The 16,062-nt window shown below is 65.3% G+C and carries 19 protein-coding genes; 7 read left to right on the forward strand and 12 right to left on the reverse strand.

What is annotated here, in order from left to right; translation table 11 throughout:
- Together SR3_RS02005 and SR3_RS02010 are read left to right on the forward strand one after the other, a co-directional pair.
- A partial coding sequence (locus tag SR3_RS02005) for a helicase C-terminal domain-containing protein (RefSeq protein WP_281198698.1) occupies positions 1-475 on the forward strand: 475 nt, incomplete at its 5' end.
- Positions 476-488: 13 nt separating this feature from the next.
- Positions 489-1,046, forward strand: a complete 558-nt coding sequence (locus SR3_RS02010; protein WP_068080144.1) for a SixA phosphatase family protein — start codon at positions 489-491, stop codon at positions 1,044-1,046.
- Positions 1,047-1,314: 268 nt separating this feature from the next.
- Here the strand turns inward: SR3_RS02010 and SR3_RS30390 are convergent, their stop codons facing one another.
- The 5 genes from SR3_RS30390 to rpmF form a co-directional block, all read right to left on the reverse strand.
- Positions 1,315-1,770: a MerR family transcriptional regulator gene (locus SR3_RS30390; protein ID WP_084454845.1), complete on the reverse strand. Its 456-nt coding sequence runs from the start codon at positions 1,768-1,770 to the stop codon at positions 1,315-1,317.
- 160 nt (positions 1,771-1,930) lie between these two features.
- Positions 1,931-2,227: an integration host factor subunit alpha gene (locus SR3_RS02020; protein ID WP_068080145.1), complete on the reverse strand. Its 297-nt coding sequence runs from the start codon at positions 2,225-2,227 to the stop codon at positions 1,931-1,933.
- Positions 2,228-2,400: 173 nt separating this feature from the next.
- On the reverse strand, positions 2,401-3,372 hold the full coding sequence (locus SR3_RS02025) for a beta-ketoacyl-ACP synthase III (protein WP_068080147.1): 972 nt from the start codon (positions 3,370-3,372) through the stop codon (positions 2,401-2,403).
- Entirely contained in the window at positions 3,369-4,436 is a 1,068-nt protein-coding gene (gene plsX / locus SR3_RS02030) for a phosphate acyltransferase PlsX (protein WP_068080148.1), read from the reverse strand. The genes SR3_RS02025 and plsX overlap by 4 nt, the downstream gene beginning before the upstream one ends.
- 36 nt (positions 4,437-4,472) lie before the next feature.
- Positions 4,473-4,652 carry a 50S ribosomal protein L32 gene (rpmF, locus tag SR3_RS02035; protein ID WP_068080150.1) on the reverse strand — a complete coding sequence of 60 codons (180 nt, stop codon included), beginning with the start codon at positions 4,650-4,652 and terminating at the stop codon, positions 4,473-4,475.
- Positions 4,653-4,834: 182 nt separating this feature from the next.
- Between rpmF and SR3_RS02040 the strand changes: the two genes are divergently transcribed.
- Positions 4,835-5,257 carry an MAPEG family protein gene (locus SR3_RS02040; protein ID WP_245653725.1) on the forward strand — a complete coding sequence of 141 codons (423 nt, stop codon included), beginning with the start codon at positions 4,835-4,837 and terminating at the stop codon, positions 5,255-5,257.
- A 38-nt stretch (positions 5,258-5,295) separates the two neighbouring features.
- Here the strand turns inward: SR3_RS02040 and SR3_RS02045 are convergent, their stop codons facing one another.
- The gene (locus tag SR3_RS02045; protein ID WP_068080154.1) at positions 5,296-5,967 is read right to left on the reverse strand and encodes an MBL fold metallo-hydrolase; all 672 of its coding nucleotides are present in this window, start codon (positions 5,965-5,967) and stop codon (positions 5,296-5,298) included.
- A gap of 99 nt (positions 5,968-6,066) precedes the next feature.
- On the opposite strand from SR3_RS02045, the gene SR3_RS02050 reads away from it, so the two are divergent.
- On the forward strand, positions 6,067-6,579 hold the full coding sequence (locus SR3_RS02050; RefSeq protein WP_068080156.1) for a thioredoxin family protein: 513 nt from the start codon (positions 6,067-6,069) through the stop codon (positions 6,577-6,579).
- Between the two features lie 18 nt (positions 6,580-6,597).
- On the opposite strand, the gene SR3_RS02055 is transcribed toward SR3_RS02050, so the two are convergent.
- Positions 6,598-7,263 (reverse strand): S24 family peptidase, encoded by a 666-nt coding sequence (locus SR3_RS02055; protein WP_245653727.1) that lies wholly within the window; start codon positions 7,261-7,263, stop codon positions 6,598-6,600.
- A gap of 96 nt (positions 7,264-7,359) precedes the next feature.
- On the opposite strand from SR3_RS02055, the gene SR3_RS02060 reads away from it, so the two are divergent.
- Positions 7,360-7,557, forward strand: a complete 198-nt coding sequence (locus SR3_RS02060) for a hypothetical protein (protein WP_068080160.1) — start codon at positions 7,360-7,362, stop codon at positions 7,555-7,557.
- Positions 7,547-7,966: a hypothetical protein gene (locus SR3_RS02065; protein WP_245653729.1), complete on the forward strand. Its 420-nt coding sequence runs from the start codon at positions 7,547-7,549 to the stop codon at positions 7,964-7,966. Before SR3_RS02060 ends, SR3_RS02065 begins: the two co-directional genes overlap by 11 nt.
- 106 nt (positions 7,967-8,072) lie before the next feature.
- Here SR3_RS02065 and SR3_RS02070 read toward each other — a convergent pair whose 3' ends face one another.
- Genes SR3_RS02070 through fsa form a run of 4 tightly spaced genes read right to left on the reverse strand, consistent with a single transcriptional unit; the run spans position 8,073 to position 12,596 of the window.
- On the reverse strand, positions 8,073-8,552 hold the full coding sequence (locus tag SR3_RS02070; RefSeq protein WP_068080162.1) for a DUF3828 domain-containing protein: 480 nt from the start codon (positions 8,550-8,552) through the stop codon (positions 8,073-8,075).
- Positions 8,553-8,594: 42 nt separating this feature from the next.
- Positions 8,595-10,073: a cysteine--tRNA ligase gene (gene cysS, locus SR3_RS02075; protein WP_068080164.1), complete on the reverse strand. Its 1,479-nt coding sequence runs from the start codon at positions 10,071-10,073 to the stop codon at positions 8,595-8,597.
- 33 nt (positions 10,074-10,106) lie between these two features.
- Positions 10,107-11,921, reverse strand: a complete 1,815-nt coding sequence (gene cobT, locus SR3_RS02080; protein ID WP_068080167.1) for a cobaltochelatase subunit CobT — start codon at positions 11,919-11,921, stop codon at positions 10,107-10,109.
- Positions 11,922-11,945: 24 nt separating this feature from the next.
- Positions 11,946-12,596: a fructose-6-phosphate aldolase gene (gene fsa / locus SR3_RS02085; protein ID WP_068080168.1), complete on the reverse strand. Its 651-nt coding sequence runs from the start codon at positions 12,594-12,596 to the stop codon at positions 11,946-11,948.
- A 202-nt stretch (positions 12,597-12,798) separates the two neighbouring features.
- On the opposite strand from fsa, the gene SR3_RS02090 reads away from it, so the two are divergent.
- A complete protein-coding gene (locus tag SR3_RS02090) occupies positions 12,799-14,979 on the forward strand; it encodes a primosomal protein N' (protein WP_068080328.1) in 2,181 nt (726 codons plus the stop codon).
- Here SR3_RS02090 and SR3_RS02095 read toward each other — a convergent pair.
- Positions 14,964-15,917 carry a CPBP family intramembrane glutamic endopeptidase gene (locus SR3_RS02095; protein ID WP_068080170.1) on the reverse strand — a complete coding sequence of 318 codons (954 nt, stop codon included), beginning with the start codon at positions 15,915-15,917 and terminating at the stop codon, positions 14,964-14,966. The genes SR3_RS02090 and SR3_RS02095 overlap by 16 nt on opposite strands.
- Positions 15,918-16,062: the final 145 nt, after the last annotated feature.

A 16,062-nucleotide genomic window follows, 5' to 3' on the forward strand; every position in this document is an offset into this window, starting at 1 on the left:
CGCGCGCGGCGGCCTGCCGCTCTACGCCCAGCATGTCGATCCCATCGACACCGGCACGCTGGTCGATATCTTCCGTGACGATCCCAAGGCCAGCCTGCTGGGCACCGATGCCCTGCGCGACGGGGTGGACGTGCCCGGCCACTCGCTGCGGCTGGTGGTGATGGAGCAGGTGCCTTGGCCCAAGCCCACCATCCTGCACCGCGCCCGCCGCGCCGCTCACCCCGCCGGCGGCCAGGCCCATGACGACCGCATCATCCGCGCCCGCCTCGCGCAGGCCTTCGGGCGCCTGATCCGCACGCAGGGCGACAAGGGGCATTTCGTGGTGCTGTCCTCGGCCTTCCCCAGCCGCCTGCTCAGCGCCTTTCCGCCCGGCACCCCCATTCATCGCCTTTCGCTCGACGAGGCTTTACAACGGGTGACGGCGGGTGTCTCTGCTTGGCAAGAGGCGGAAAGCCTCACGTCGTCCAAGGAATGACTGAAACCGTCGCATGAAAACTCTGGGCATCTTCCGCCACGCCAAATCCGACTGGGACGATCCGCGCGCCCGCGATTTCGACCGGCCCCTGAATGCGCGCGGCCTGCGCTGGGCGCCCCGCATGGGCCAGCACATCAGCGAGTGGAGCCAGCAGCAGGGCTTCACCTGGGACCGCGTGATGTCCTCCCCCGCCGTGCGCGCCGCCCAGACCATCGAACTGGCCGCCGAGGGCGCGGGCATGCCCCAAGGCGCGGCGCTGGCCATCAACTGGGACCGGCGGCTCTATCTGGCCAGTTCGGTCACGCTGATCGATGTGCTGCGCGAGTTGGACGAGAACCTCTCCACCGTGCTGATGGTGGGCCACAATCCGGGGCTTGAGGATCTGATCTTCGATCTGGTGCCCGACAATGGCTCAAGCCCGCTGCGCGACGAGGTGGAGATGAAATTCCCCACCGCCAGCTTCGCCGTGCTGGAACTGGATGTGGAGCGCTGGGCGCAGGTCGAGGATGGTTGCGCGCGGTTTACGCATCTCAAGCGCCCGCGCGATCTGGCTGCGGGGGAGCCGCTTTAAGGGTTTTAAGAAGAGAGAAGATGCGAGGGGGTTACCCCCTCGCGCTCCCATTCCGTCTCCCGGCGATGGGGTGGTGGCGCCGAAAGGATGTGCCCAGGCTCTCCACCCGCGCGACCTTAAGCGCCGCAGGCAGTTGATCCGGAACGATAGCGCCGTCTCGGAATTGTTGCCTGCGGCGCAGCGACGTTGGCTCTCTGGCCGAACCCCTGGCACAACGTAGGCATGAACGGGAGCGCGAGGGCAATGGCCCTCGCATTTCCCACTTTCCTTATTCTTCCCCAAGCAACCGAGCCAGATCGCTGCGCAACCCGATCAACGCATCCAGCAGATCGTCCTGAGGCAGACGCAGCACAGGCGGGGCAGCATCCATCAGCAAAGGCAGAAGCGCCTGCGGTTCAACAGGCTGATCCGCAACCTTCGGCGCCCTCGCCCGCTCCTCCAGATATTGCCGCGCGCCGCGCAGCGTATAGCCCTGCGCATGGACAAGCTGGTGGATCTCGGCCAGCAGCGCCACGTCCTCGGGGCGGTAATAGCGCCTGCCGCCGCCGCGCTTGACCGGGCGGAGCATGGGAAATTGCTCTTCCCAGTAGCGCAGCACATGCGGGGCGATGGAGAGCGCGCGCGTAACCTCGCCAATGGTGCGCAGAGCGTCGGGCGCCTTGCCGTCATCGAACAACGCTTGAATGTCGCCGGATGCGGCCAAACCTTTTCCTCGCTCAAACATATCTGGCCCAGAAACGGTGACAGCCGAAGCGCCCCCCGGCACTCCGGCTGTCTTCGTCGGCTGATGAGGCTGTTCGGGCCTACCCGTCAAGGGATTCCTTGACGTCATGCCCTCAGTCTCTGCCGAGCCGAACATCGGCGTTGTCGTTCAGCCGATCTTGTCATTCACCCGAGACGCGGTCTTTCAACATCTGGCTGGCGCGGAACGTCAGCACGCGTCGCGGGGTAATCGGCACTTCGACGCCGGTCTTGGGATTGCGTCCGATCCGTTCGGTCTTGTCACGCAGAAGGAACGTGCCGAAACCGGAAATCTTGACGTTTTCACCCTCAGCCAGAGCATCGCTCATGTGATCGAGAATGGCTTCCACCATGCCAAGCGATTCCGCGCGGGAATAGCCCAGCTTACGATTGATGGCTTCGGCCAGATCTGCACGTGTGAGTGTGTTCATGGAGCGCATCTGTTTCCCCCCCATAGCCTTGAAAAAGCGACCCTCCCGAGTCCGAGAGATAGCAAATCCACACGGGATTACAACGCCATCCTGCAGGACAGGACGCGCTGGCGGGGTGATTTGTTCCACAATGGTGCGAAGAATGGTGAATTCGCGTGGCAGATTGCCTTTTCCAAGGCGAATCAGATGCGAATCAGGCTGGCGCCCCAGGTAAAGCCGCCGCCCATCGCCTCGATCATCACCAGATCGCCCGGCTTGATCCGCCCGTCACGCATCGCCACATCCAGCGCCAGCGGCACGGAGGCGGCAGAGGTGTTGGCGTGGCGGTCCACCGTGACCACGACCTTGGCCGGATCCATGTTCAGCTTGCGCGCGGTGGCGTCCAGAATGCGGGCATTGGCCTGATGCGGCACCAGCCAGTCGATGTCATCGGCGGTGAAGCCGGCGTCGCCCAGCACCTCGCCCAGCACGCTGGAGAGGTTGTTGACGGCATGGCGGAAGACCTCGCGGCCCTTCATGCGCAGCTTGCCGATCTGCCCGGTGGTGCTGGCGCCGCCATCGACAAAGAGCAGCTGATTATGCGCGCCATCGGCATGCAGGCGGGTGGCCAGAATGCCGGGCGCGTCCGCAGCATCGCTCTCGCGCGCTTCCAGAACGATGGCGCCCGCGCCGTCGCCAAAGAGCACGCAGGTGGCGCGGTCTTCCCAGTCGAGGATGCGGCTGAAGGTTTCCGAGCCGATCACCAGCGCGCGCCTGGCCATGCCGGTGCGCAGCATCGAATCGGCCACGCCCACGGCGTAAACGAAGCCCGAGCAGACCGCCGCCACGTCGAAGGCGATACCGCCGCGCGCGCCGATGGCTTCCTGCACGATGGTGGCGGTGGCGGGAAAGGTCTGGTCGGGCGTGGCGGTGGCCAGCACGATCAGATCGATGTCGGCGCCGGTCAGCCCTGCGGCCTCCAGCGCGTTGCGCGCGGCGGCGGTGGCCAGCGTCGCGGTGGTTTCGCCCTCACCGGCGATGTGACGGGTGCGGATGCCCGTGCGCTCGACGATCCACTCGTCGCTGGTGTCAACCTGCTCCGCCAGTTCGGCGTTGGTGACGAGACGCACCGGCAGCGAACTGCCGGTGCCGGTGAGCACGGATCGAAGGGTCACTGAGAAGCACCTGCCACGGACTTTGCGGTGTTACGGATCTTGTCGGTCCCCAACCGGTCGAGGTCGGCGGCAATATGCTCGGTCAGTTTTTCCTCCAGCAGCCGCTGGGTCACGCCCACGGCATTGGCCACGCCCAGCGCATTGGCGCTGCCGTGACTTTTCACCACCACACCGTTCAACCCGAGGAAGACGGCGCCATTGTGATTGTTGGGATCGAGATGATGCTTGAGCAATTCCGTCGCCGGACGCGAGATCAGGAAACCGATCTTGGAGCGCAGCGAGGAGGCAAAGGAACGACGCAGCAGATCACCGACGAAACGCGCGGTGCCCTCGACAGCCTTCAGGGCGATGTTGCCCGAAAAGCCATCGGTGACCACCACATCGACCTCGCCGCGGCAGAGCTTGTCCGCCTCGGTGAAGCCGTCGAAAGCGATCGACAGACCGGCAGCCGCCGCCTTGAGCTGCGTAGCAGCGTCACGCAGTTCCTCGGTGCCCTTGTTGTCCTCGGTGCCGATGTTCAGGATGCGCACGCGCGGCTCGGCCCGGCCCGTCACGATGCGCGAATAAGCCGCGCCCATGATGGCGAACTGCACCAGATTGCGGGCATCGCATTCCGTGTTGGCGCCAAGATCCAGCATCACCAGATCGCTGCTGTCCAGCGTGGGCAGCAGAGCGGCCAGCGCGGGCCGGTCGATGCCCGGCATGGTGCGCAGCGCCAGCTTGGAAATCGCCATCAGCGCGCCGGTGTTGCCCGCCGAAAGGGCGGCGCCGGCAAGGCCGTCACGCACGGCGTGAATGGCCAGCCCCATCGAGGTGGTGCGCGCACGGCGCAGAGCCTGACTGGGCTTTTCCTCTCCGCTGATCACATCCTGCGCATGCAGGATCTCGACAGCGGAACGCAGATCGGAATGATGATCGAGAGCGCTGCTGATCTGGGCCTCGTCACCCACCAAAAGGAAACGCGCACGATCGTGCCGCTGACGGGCCAATGCCACGCCAGCGACCATCGTGCGCACACCCTCATCACCGCCCATCGCGTCAACGGCGATACGCGGCGAAGTCATGGGTGCTTACCTCCTGCTGTCAGCGCGCGGTTGCGCTTACAGGCCAACCGCGACAATCTCGCGACCATTGTAGTGGCCGCAAGCGTTGCACAGGTTATGCGGGCGCTTCAGCTCGCCGCAGTTCGAGCACTCGTGGAACGCCTCGACCGACAGCGCGTCATGGCTGCGACGCATGCCCCGGCGAGAAGGGGAGGTTTTTCTTTTGGGGACAGCCATGGAGGCACCTGTTCCTGAAAATTCGTTACCGACAGTAAAAGCCGCCTCAATGCATCTCAGCACCGGCGGAGCGAAGGCGCGCCTATAGCGAATTTGGCGTGTGTTGCAAGCTTCTCTGGTCTAATCGGCGCAACGAACTGAAAGATATCTGTCATCAACGCCTTTAGGGGGAAGCGACAAACATGCCCGTAAGCCTGACAATCCCGATGATCCTGCCCACCACGCTGGCTTTGGCAGCTGCGGCCGCGCTGATCAACTTCTGGCTGAGCCTGCGCATCGGCCAGCTGCGCGGCAAGCTGAAGGTGGATGTGGGCGATGGCGGGCATGATTCGATTTTCCGCCGCATGCGCGCTCACGCCAATTTCAGCGAGAACACGCCGATCCTGCTGATTCTCGTCGCCGCGATCGAGCTGAGCGGCAGGGGCAGCTGGTGGCTGCCCGTGGTGGGCGCCATCTATATGCTGGGCCGCGTGACGCACGCCTGGGGCATGGATGGGCGTTTCCGCGCGGGCCGAATCTTCGGCGCGGTCTCGGCCATTCTGATCCAGCTGGGCCTGGGCGGCTTCGCGCTGTTTGTGGCGATGCATCAGATGATGCATCCCTGATGAAAATTGGGGGCGGTTCGCGCCGCCCCCTTCAACCGTCAACCGTAGCGGCTGCCCACAAAGGGGTTGGTCAGCATCTCATGGCCGAAGCTGCTCATCGGGCCGTGGCCGGGGATGAAATTCACATCCTTGCCCAGCGGCCACAGCTTCCCGGTGATCGAGTCGATCAGCTGCTGGTGATTGCCCTTGGGGAAATCCGTCCGCCCGATCGAGCCCTGGAAGATCACATCCCCCACAATCGCCAACCGCGATTCTTCGTGGAAAAACACCACATGGCCGGGCGTATGGCCGGGGCAGTGGATCACATTCAGCGTCAGCTCGCCCACGGTGACGGTGTCGCCATCCTGCAGCCAGCGAGTCGGCTCGAAGCTTTTGCCTTCAAGGCCCATGCGGGTGTGGGGATCGTCGAGACCCTCGATCCAGAAGCGATCATCCTCATGCGGGCCTTCCAGCGGCAGGCCCAGCTCCTCGGCCAGCACGCCCGCCAGACCGCAGTGGTCCATATGGCCATGGGTGACGAGCAGCTTCTCCAGCGTGACCCCCGCCTTGGCGACTCCCGCCTTCAGCCTGTCGAGATCGCCACCCGGATCGACCAGCGCCCCGCGCATCGTTTTGGTGCACCAGATCAGCGAGCAATTCTGCTGAAAGGCGGTAACGGGAATGATCGCCGCGCGGAGTGGCGGTTCGGGCTTGGTGGGATTGGTGGCCATGACATCGGGAGATAGCGGCGAAAATCATATGCGCAAAGGGCGTTGCGCATAAGCGATCCGGGCCTATAAAAACTCCACTCGTTCACTTGGAATTATCCGATGCGCCTTTCTTTTGCCCTGTCGCTCCTCGCAACGGCTCTGGTTGCCGCTCCCGCATCGGCTGCGCCTGCGCCGCGCGTTGCGGCCATCGGCTTCGAGCAGCTGAAGCAGCCCCTGCCCTATCCCTATGACGAGAACGCCAATGCCAGGGCGCAGATCGCCAGGGCCTCCGCGCTGGCGAAGCAGCAGCACAAGCTGTTGCTGATCGACTTCGGCGGCAATTGGTGCGCCGACTGCCGCCTGCTGGCCGGCACCATGGAGCTGCCCGAGGTGAAGGCCTTCGTGGCGAAGCATTATGTCGAGGTGACGGTCGATGTGGGCCGCTTCAACAAGAACCTCGACATCTGGCAGAGCTATGGCCAGCCCGCGCGCCCTGTCGGCGTGCCGGCGGTGCTGGTGGTCGATCCGCGCAACCGCAAGCTGGTGAACAAGGGCCATGAAACCGCGCTGGCCGATGCCCGCCAGATGAACCCGCAGGCACTGGCCGACTGGCTGGCCAGCTGGACGAAATGACGCATGACGCGGGCGGGGTCAGATCCGCCCGCATTTCCAAACGACTCGACCGATGATCGCCACCTCGTCCAGCGGAAGATCATAGGGGGCGTAGCGCGGATTCTCGCTGATCACATGGACCTGCCCCGGCTGCCGGAAGGCCAGCCGTTTGACCAGCAAGGTCTCGCCCAGCCGCAACACATGGACGCCGTCGCCCCAGTCGCGCGGGCGCACATCGATCAGGATCTCGTCGCCATCATGCAGGGCGGGCTCCATCGAGTCGCCCGCCACGGCAATCGCCGAGAGATGGGCCGGATCGAGCCCCTGCCCCCGCAGCCAGCGCCGTGCATAGCGGAAATGGCCGAAAGGCTTTTCCCCCACCACAAGCGCCCCGGGCCCGGCTGAAGCATCCAGCGCCAGGCGCGGCACATCGACCCAGGCCGATGCTTCCCGCTTCGGGACCAAGGGCAAGGATTTATCCTCCACCCCGCCCAGCTCCGACTCAGCAACGCCGAAGAAGCGGGCCAGGGTGCGGCGGTCTCCCTCCTCCAGCTTGCGCGGGCTGCCCTTGCGCACAAATTGTTGAAGATAAGTGGTATTACGCCCGATCAATTCCGAGAGCGCGGCCAGACTCGTCCTGCGCTCCTGCGCCAGTTCGACCAGACGGCTGCGCGGATCCTCGGTGTTCATACGCCATCTTACCATAGGAAATTTCCTAGACAAGTAGGACTTCGAATGGAACATTTAGGGAACATTCTGATTCGGGCTCCATCACAGGCGCCCACATGAAAGGGGGCTTTGATGTTGCTCAGAAGGATCGAGACGTTTCTGCGCCACAGCGGCATGCCGTGGACCAAATTCGGGCGTCTGGTGGCGCATGACCCGCGTCTGGTCGGCGATATGCGCAATGGCCGCGTGCCGCGCGAAGACCTCGCCCGCCGCATCGAGGCTTTTCTCGAAAACCAGACCCAATCCAGGGAGACCGACCATGCGCTTTGATTTCCACCATGGGCGCGATCTGATCCGCCTGTTCGCCGGCCCCTCGCGCAAGGCCGCAACGCAGGATGGCGGCGGCGCGCTGGGCTCGCGGCGACGGCGTGATCCGGCTCTGCGCCTGCTCGATGCGGTGATGCGGCTGGCCGGGCCTGAAGCCGAGCTGATCTCCCACGCCGAAAGGCCCTGGGCCAGCGCCACCTTTTCGGGCACGCGCCACACCATCACGCTCAGCTTTGCGGGCCATCCGGGCATCACCGCAGGCGAGGCCTTCATCGCGCTGCTGCCCGATCATGAATTCCATCTGCCGGGTCGGCTGGTGGCCGATGCGGGCGTCAGCGAGGTGACGCATCTCACCCAGCCCCGACCGTTGATGGTGGTCGAGACCGATCTGTTGCTGCTCAACGAAATCTGAGGGGCCCAGAGCGTTTTCAAGCCGGGTGGAACACCCGGCGACCTGGAAAACGCGGCAACCAAAAACTTAGAGCGGTTGATCCGATGCAATCGGATCGTGAACCGCTCTAACGCCGCACCTTCCTGCTCATGGCGCGGCCAAGGGCGGCGCGCAGGCTGGTGCCCCCACCGATGTCCCCGATATCCTCTACCGCCCAGCTGCTGCCTTCCTTCACCAGCGAGAGCCGGACATTGCTGTGGTGGCTTCTGGTCTGCCAGACGCTCAGCAGCATCACCGCCCGGCCCGGCCCGGTGAACTGGCGGCTGACCGTCTCGACATGGAAAGCGTCGGCGTCCCAGTCCTGACAATCGCACAGCATATCGGCGTCGGAAACCTCATCGGCTTCCCCATTGCTCTGCTGGGCCCATTGCTGGATCAGCATGCGGGTCTGCGAGGTGTAGATCCCCGCCTTCAGATAGTCGGAATCCCTGCCGTTGATCCGGTAGGGCGCGTAAATCTGATTGACCAGTGCGTCGAGCGCGCGCGCATCGCCCAGACCGGGCGATCCGGCGGCAAGCAACAGGCTGGCGAAGGTGGCGACGGACATAGGATCACTCCCGGTGTGAAAAGCCGGAGCAATCCTAACCCTTTACGCCTCCAGCTTCCAGTCCCAGCCGAGCGGGTCGCCGTCCATGGCCTCCACGCCGCGCGCGGCAAGCGCGTCGCGCAGCGCGTCGGACCTGGCGAAATCCTTGTCGGCGCGGGCCTGACGGCGGGCGGCCAGCACCTCGTCGATCTCGGCCTCGGTGATGGTGGCCGCCTTGGGCTTCAGGCGCAATTCGGCGCGGGTCAGGGCCAGCAGATTGAGGCCCAGCACCGAGTCCATCTGCGCAATCACCGCCAGCTTCTGCCCCAGATCGACCTTTTTCAGCGCCACCACCGCCTCAAGCTGGGTGAGCGCGATGGGCGTGCCCAGATCGTCGCTGACCGCCGCCGCGAAGGCCTCGCGCAGGGGCGCGAACTTCGGTCCCGGCTCAGCGCCCTCGATCACGGAGCCGCCTTCGTCGTTGAGGCGCGCGCGCAGCTGCTCCACCGCCATGACAAGGCGCTTCAGGCGCGTAAGGGCGGCGCCAAGGCCTTCCCAGCTGAACTCCAGCTCGCTGCGATACTGCGCCTGCAGGCACATCAGGCGATAGGCCAGCGGGTGATAGCCCTTGTCGATCAGCAGTTGCAGGCGGAGGAACTCGCCCGAGGACTTGCTCATCTTGCCGCTGCGCTCGACGAGGAAGTTGTTGTGCATCCACAATTTCGCGCCCGAATTGCCGGGCACATCAAGGCCTCCGCTGCAGCAGAAGGCCTGATTCTGCGCGATCTCGTTCGGGTGGTGGATTTCACGGTGGTCGATGCCACCGGTGTGAATGTCGAAGGGGAAGCCCAGCAGCTGCCCGCTCATCACCGAGCATTCCAGATGCCAGCCCGGCGCGCCGCGACCCCAGGGAGAATCCCATTCCATCTGGCGGGTTTCGCCAGCCGGGGTCTTGCGCCAGATGGCGAAATCGGCGGCATTGCGCTTGCCCTCGACAGCCTCGATACGGCCCTCGCCCTCTTCGGTGTGGGCGCGCGCGAGGCGGCCATAATCGGCCACGCTGGCGACATCGAAATAGAGGCCGCTATCCAGCTCGTAGCAGTGCTTGTCGGCGATCTTTTCGGCGAAAGCGATCATCGCAGGCACATATTTCGTCGCCACCGACCATTCCATCGGCTGGCGGATGTTGAGCGCCTTGATATCGGCCCAGTACGCCTCGGTGTAGTGCTCGGCGATGGCCCAGATGCTCTTGGCCTCTTTGGCGGCCATCTTTTCCATCTTGTCCTCGCCCGCATCGGCATCGTCGGTGAGGTGCCCGACATCGGTGATGTTGATCACATGGGAAAGCTTGTAGCCTTTGAAGGACAGCACCCGCCCCAGCACATCGGCAAACACATAAGCGCGCATATTGCCGATATGCGGATAGTTGTAGACCGTGGGCCCGCAGCTGTAGACGCGCGCCTCGCCGGGGTGGACGGGCTCGAAGGTCTCGAGCTGGCGGGTCAGGCTGTTGAACAGCTTCAGGGGCGTGGCGTCAGTCATAGCCCTGCCGGTTGGCAAGGCGCGGCGGAAACGTCAACCGTCTTCGAAGAGCCCCGCCAGCTGCTCGATCATCGTGCCGCCCAACTGCTCGACATCCATGATGGTCACGGCGCGGCGGTAATAGCGCGTCACATCATGGCCGATACCGATCGCCACCAGTTGCACCGGCGACTGCTTCTCGATCCACTCGATGACCTTGCGCAAATGGGTTTCCAGATAGCCCGCCGCATTGACGCTGAGCGTGCTGTCATCCACCGGCGCGCCGTCGGAGATCACCATCAGGATACGGCGGTCCTCCTGCCGGGCCAGCATGCGGTTGTGGGCCCAGATCAGCGCCTCGCCGTCGATGTTTTCCTTGAGCAGGCCTTCGCGCATCATCAGGCCGAGATTCTTGCGCGCCCGGCGCCAGGGCTCGTCAGCCTTTTTGTAAACAATGTGCCGCAAGTCATTGAGACGACCGGGATGTGCGGGCTTGCCACCGGCCAGCCACTGCTCCCGGCTCTTGCCGCCCTTCCAGGCGCTGGTGGTGAAGCCCAGCACCTCGGTCTTGACGCCGCAACGCTCCAAGGTGCGCGCCAGAACATCGGCGGAAATCGCGGCGATGGAAATCGGCCGCCCGCGCATCGAGCCGGAATTGTCGATCAGCAGCGTGACGACCGTATCCTTGAACTCGACGTCGCGCTCGATCTTGTAACTCAGCGACTGCCCCGGCGCGACCACCACGCGGGCCAGCCGCGCGGCATCGAGCATGCCCTCATCCTGATCGAAATCCCAGCTGCGGTTCTGCTGCGCCATGAGGCGGCGCTGCAAGCGGTTGGCCAGCTTGGTGACGACGCCCTGCAACCCCTTCAACTGCGCATCAAGATAGGCGCGCAGGCGGGTCAGCTCCTCATCGTCGCACAGATCCTGCGCGGCCACGACTTCGTCGAACTGGGTGGTGAAGCTCTTGTAGTCGAAATTCTCGGGCGTTTCCGTCCAGGGGCGGTTGGGGCGCGTGGGCAGCATGCCATCCTCGGCATCCTCGCTGCCATCGGAATCGTCGGCATCGTCGGACATTTCGCCATCGGCGTCGTCCTGCCCCTCATCGTCGCCGCGCGTGGGTTCGGAGGCCGCCTCCATCGGCTGGGGCATCTCCTGCGAGTCTTCGCCGGGCTGATCGTCCTCATCGGGCTCATCGCCGGATTCGGGGTTGTCCTCGTCCTCGCCATTGGGTTCCAGCTCGGCGCGGGTCAGCTCCAGATGGCCCAGCATATCGAGCGCCAGATGCTGGAAGGCCTTCTGGTCCTCCAGATTTGCCGCCAGAGCCTCGAAATCAGCGCCCGCCTTCTGCTCGATCCAGCGGCGCACCATGGCCACGCCCTTGATGGCGGCGGCGGGCACCGGCTCACCGGTCAGATGTTCGCGCAGGATCAGCGAGAGAGCCGTGGGCAGCGGCACCTGATCGGGCCGCTCGACGCGGGTGATCGGATCGCCCGCGATGCGCTGATCGAGCGCGGCGCCCAGATTGTGGCGCACGCCATCATAGGCATTGGCGCCCAAAGCCTCGTAACGCACCTGCTCGATGGCGTCGAAACAGGCGCGCGCGGTGGCCTCGGCGGGCTGGGCACGGTTATGCAGCGCGGCATTGTGATGCTTGATGCGCAGCGCATAGCCATCGGCCACGCCGCGCGCCTGCATCGCGGCCTCCAGCGGGAGGCCGCGACCGGGCATGGGCACGCGCATCGTCGTGCCCGAAATGGCGGGCACATCGGCGGACCAGTTCACCTCGACCTCGGCCACATCCGACATCGCGCGCGCGGTGCCGGTCAGCGCCTGCTTGAACCGATCGAGGGGTGTTTCCTCCGCCAATGTGCTTACCCTATTGCAAAAAAATCAGATCTTCTGGCCGGTCTTGGCCCAGTCCGCCAAAAAGCCTTCCAGACCCTTGTCTGTCAACACATGCTTGACCAGACCCTTGATGACGGCGGGCGGCGCGGTCATCACATCGGCGCCGATGCGGGCGCATTCCAGCACATGCACGCCGTGGCGGATCGAGGCGGCCAGAATTTCCGTCTGGAAATCATAGTTGTCATAGATCAGGCGCATGTCGCGGATCAGGTCGAGGCCGTCGAAGCCATTGTCGTCATGGCGGCCGATGAAGGGCGAGACGAAGGTGGCGCCGGCCTTGGCCGCCAGCAGCGCCTGATTGGCCGAGAAGCACAGCGTGACGTTGACCATCGTGCCGTCGCCGGTCAGCGCCTTGCAGGTCTTGAGGCCGTCGAAGGTCAGCGGCACCTTGATGCAGACATTGTCGGCGATCTTGCGGAGCACTTCGGCCTCGCGCATCATGCTCTCATGGTCCAGCGAGACCACCTCGGCGGAGACCGGGCCATCGACCAGGCCGCAGATTTCCTTGGTGACTTCGATAAAGTCACGGCCCGACTTGGCGATCAGCGAGGGGTTGGTGGTCACGCCATCCAGCAGGCCGGTGGCGGCCAGTTCGGCAATGTCCTTGGTTTCGGCGGTGTCGACGAAGAATTTCATGGCTGGCACTCCTGCGCTGGCGTGTTCGGGCGATTCCGCCCCGTGATGCCTGCGGCCTATAGGCAGGCTTGGCGCGGAACCCAACCCTTCCTTTTTATACCTGTGCCCCTTCCCCCGCCAGCGCCAAAGCCGGAAGCGATGTCGCATCGTTTTCGCGAAAAACCGGTTCCCACTTTTTCGCACGATGCTCTAGATGACCGCCATGACCCGCATCCGCCTGCTTGTGATGAACGCTGCCCTGCCGGTGCTGGATTACCGCGCGCCCCATGGCATGACGGTGGAACCGGGCAGCGTGGTGGTCGCGCCATTAGGCCCGCGCCAGATCCTTGGCGTGGTGTGGGAACCCGAACGCCTGCCCGCCGAGGAGGTGGGCGACAACCGCCTGCGCCCGATCCTCAATGTGCTGCCCGTGCCGCCCCTGCCCGCGCCGCTGCGACGGCTGATCGAATGGACGGCGGATTACTATTGCGCCTCGCTGGCTTCGGTGGCGCGGATGGCCTTGTCCTCTACGGCGGCACTGCAAGGCGGGCGCACCATGACCGAATACCGGCTGGTCGAGGGCGCCGAGCCGGGCCGCCTGACCGCACAGCGCAAGCAGGCGCTGGAACGGCTGCCGGGTGCCCAAGGCACCTTGCGCGAGTTGGCCGAAATCGCTGGCGTATCCGACGCCGTTTTGCGCGGGCTGGTCAACAATGGCCTGATGGAGGCGGTGCAGGTCGATCTCGACCGCCCCTACCCTCAGGCCGATCCCGAACACGATGTGCCCACCCTGTCGGACGGCCAGCAGCAGGCCGCCGACCGCTTTATCGATGCGGTGCGCAAGGGCCGCCAGAGGGAGGGCTTCACCCCCTTCCTGCTCGATGGCGTGACCGGCTCGGGCAAGACCGAGACCTATTTCGAGGCTGTGGCCGAAGCGATCCGCCTTGGCCGCCAGACTCTGGTGCTGCTGCCCGAAATCGCGCTGACCGAAAACTTCCTGCGCCGGTTCGAGGCGCGCTTCGGCGTGGCGCCGATCCTCTGGCACTCCAGCCTGAAATCGGGCGAGCGGCGGCGGGCCTGGCGCGCAGTGGCCAATGGCAGCGCTCAGGTGGTGGTGGGCGCGCGCTCGGCGCTCTTCCTGCCCTATGCCGCGCTGGGGCTGATCGTGGTCGATGAAGCGCACGAAATCAGCTTCAAGCAGGACGATGGCGTGCGCTACAACGCCCGCGATGTGGCGGTGATCCGCGCCCGTTTCGAGCAGATACCGGTGGTGCTGGCCAGCGCCACCCCCGCGCTCGAATCGATGCAGCTGGCCGAGGCGGGCGTCTATCAGAAGGTCGACCTGCCCTCGCGCTTCGGGGGCGCCAGCCTGCCCGACATCCAGATTGTCGACCTCACCCTGCACCCGCCCGAGCGCAACCACTGGATCGCCCCGCCGCTGGTCGAAAAGCTGCAGGACCGGCTGGAGAAGGGCGAACAGTCGCTGCTGTTCCTGAACCGGCGCGGCTATGCGCCGCTGACGCTTTGCCGGCATTGCGGCTATCGCTTCCAGTGCTCCGATTGCAGCGCGTGGCTGGTGGAGCATCGCCTCTCACGCCGCCTCGCCTGCCACCATTGCGGGCATGAGGAGCCGATGCCCACCGCCTGCCCCGAATGCGGCGAGCCCGATTGCCTCGTCGCCTGCGGCCCCGGCGTGGAACGCATCGCCGATGAAGTGGCCGCCATCATGCCCGAGGCGCGGGTGGCGGTGGTCACCTCCGACACGCTCAACAGCCCGGAAAAGATCGGCGAGTTCGTGGCGGCGGCGGAAGCCAAGATGATCGATGTGATCGTCGGCACGCAATTGGTGACCAAGGGCTATCACTTCCCCGATCTGACCTTGGTGGGCGTGATCGATGCCGACCTCGGCCTTGAAGGCGGCGATCTGCGCGCGGGCGAGCGCACCTATCAGCAGATCGCTCAGGTCGCGGGCCGCGCGGGCCGCGCGCAAAAGCCGGGCGAGGTGCTGATCCAGACCCGCTCGCCCAGCGCGCCCGTCATCGCCGCCATCGCCTCGGGAGACCGCGACGCTTTCTATGCCGCCGAGGCCGAAGGCCGCCGCTCCGCCTTTGCCCCGCCCTTCGGACGCTGGGCCGCGATCATCGTCTCATCGGAAGACGAGGCCGAAGCGCGTGACGCCGCCCGCGCCATCGGCGGCACGCGGCCCAACCTGCCCGATGTGGCGGTGCTGGGCCCGGCCCCGGCCCCCATGGCGCAATTGCGCGGGCGCTACCGCTATCGGCTGCTCATCAACGCCAAACGCTCGGCGCAGGTGCAGACGGTGATAAGGCAGTGGCTGGGCGGGCTGAAATTCCCCCCCGGTGTGCGGGTCGGCGTGGACATCGATCCCTACTCCTTCGTCTGACGGCGCAGAACCCACGGCGCCGGCACGATCCCGCCCGCGCGGATCACCCGGCGCAGCAGCATCACCCCCGCAAAGGTGGCGACCACCATCGCCACCGCGCTGGCCTCAAGCCCGAAAGCCCCACCCGTCAGCCAGTCAGGCCCATGACGCTGGGTGATCAGCAGGCCCGGAGGGGCACGCCCACCCGACACCGGCGCGCTGAAAATCCAGCCCTGCGTGAAATTCCAGCCGCTATGGATGCCGATGGCCAGCCACAGCCGCCGCGTCAGCAGATAGGCCGCGCCCAGCAGCAGCCCGGCCTCCAGCGCGATGGCCAGGGCGGCGAACCATGTCGCCCCCGCATTGCCCAGATGCGCAATCCCGAAAAAGGCCGAGGTGAAGGCCAAAGCACCCCATGTGCCCACCATCTTCTCCATCTGGCGCAGGATCACGCCGCGAAACAGCAGTTCCTCGCCCACGCCGGAGAGCGCCGCCATGCCCAGCATCGCCCACAGCCGCCCCAGCCCGCGCAAGCCCAGCACCTCGATCCCGCCCAGCAGCGCCACCATGCCGGTCATCGCGCTGAACAGCACCATGCCAAAGGCCAAGCCCGCCGCCCATTCAGGCAAGGCCCCGGCCAGCGGCAATTCGGTGTCGGCGCTGCGCTCGATCCAGCGGCGATAGAGCTTCCATGCCAGGATCAGCCACAAGGCCACCGCCAGTTCGACCAGCATGCCGGTGAACTCGCCCTTCTGCCCCCAGAACTCTTTCGCCAGAGCCAGAGGCACACCCTCGGCCAGCGCCAACCAGACGCAGCCGATCGCCAGCAGGCTGCCGGGATGCAGCAGAACCTTGCGCCAGCGCGCTGGGCGTGGCCCCGTTGCATCGGCGGACGCGCCATCGGGACGCTCTTCATCGGCAAGCGCAGGATCGATGGGAGGAATGTCAGACTGCGTCATGGGCACCTTTCGGGAACGGCGCTTCTTGTCCCTCACCCACCCCCGCCTGTCGAGCCCATCGGCTCATGAAGTGATTCGCGCTTCCGCATACCAATGCGACCGCGTCAAATGGCGTATTGCCCCTCCGTTCACAGCGTTTTCATAT

This window comes from Novosphingobium rosa NBRC 15208 (genome assembly GCF_001598555.1).
GTDB lineage: Bacteria > Pseudomonadota > Alphaproteobacteria > Sphingomonadales > Sphingomonadaceae > Novosphingobium > Novosphingobium rosa.

Bases quoted from the DNA above. Each gene is read 5' to 3' on its own strand.
- cysS (WP_068080164.1), bottom strand. From the start codon at position 10,073: ATGACTGACGCCACGCCCCTGAAGCTGTTCAACAGCCTGACCCGCCAG.
- SR3_RS02020 (WP_068080145.1), bottom strand. From the start codon at position 2,227: ATGCGCTCCATGAACACACTCACACGTGCAGATCTGGCCGAAGCCATC.
- plsX (WP_068080148.1), bottom strand. From the start codon at position 4,436: ATGACTTCGCCGCGTATCGCCGTTGACGCGATGGGCGGTGATGAGGGT.
- SR3_RS02095 (WP_068080170.1), bottom strand. From the start codon at position 15,917: ATGACGCAGTCTGACATTCCTCCCATCGATCCTGCGCTTGCCGATGAA.
- SR3_RS02050 (WP_068080156.1), top strand. From the start codon at position 6,067: ATGCGCCTTTCTTTTGCCCTGTCGCTCCTCGCAACGGCTCTGGTTGCC.
- SR3_RS02090 (WP_068080328.1), top strand. From the start codon at position 12,799: ATGACCCGCATCCGCCTGCTTGTGATGAACGCTGCCCTGCCGGTGCTG.
- rpmF (WP_068080150.1), bottom strand. From the start codon at position 4,652: ATGGCTGTCCCCAAAAGAAAAACCTCCCCTTCTCGCCGGGGCATGCGT.
- SR3_RS02010 (WP_068080144.1), top strand. From the start codon at position 489: ATGAAAACTCTGGGCATCTTCCGCCACGCCAAATCCGACTGGGACGAT.
- SR3_RS02060 (WP_068080160.1), top strand. From the start codon at position 7,360: ATGTTGCTCAGAAGGATCGAGACGTTTCTGCGCCACAGCGGCATGCCG.
- SR3_RS02045 (WP_068080154.1), bottom strand. From the start codon at position 5,967: ATGGCCACCAATCCCACCAAGCCCGAACCGCCACTCCGCGCGGCGATC.
- SR3_RS02055 (WP_245653727.1), bottom strand. From the start codon at position 7,263: ATGGTAAGATGGCGTATGAACACCGAGGATCCGCGCAGCCGTCTGGTC.
- SR3_RS02065 (WP_245653729.1), top strand. From the start codon at position 7,547: ATGCGCTTTGATTTCCACCATGGGCGCGATCTGATCCGCCTGTTCGCC.
- SR3_RS02040 (WP_245653725.1), top strand. From the start codon at position 4,835: ATGCCCGTAAGCCTGACAATCCCGATGATCCTGCCCACCACGCTGGCT.
- SR3_RS30390 (WP_084454845.1), bottom strand. From the start codon at position 1,770: ATGTTTGAGCGAGGAAAAGGTTTGGCCGCATCCGGCGACATTCAAGCG.
- fsa (WP_068080168.1), bottom strand. From the start codon at position 12,596: ATGAAATTCTTCGTCGACACCGCCGAAACCAAGGACATTGCCGAACTG.
- SR3_RS02070 (WP_068080162.1), bottom strand. From the start codon at position 8,552: ATGTCCGTCGCCACCTTCGCCAGCCTGTTGCTTGCCGCCGGATCGCCC.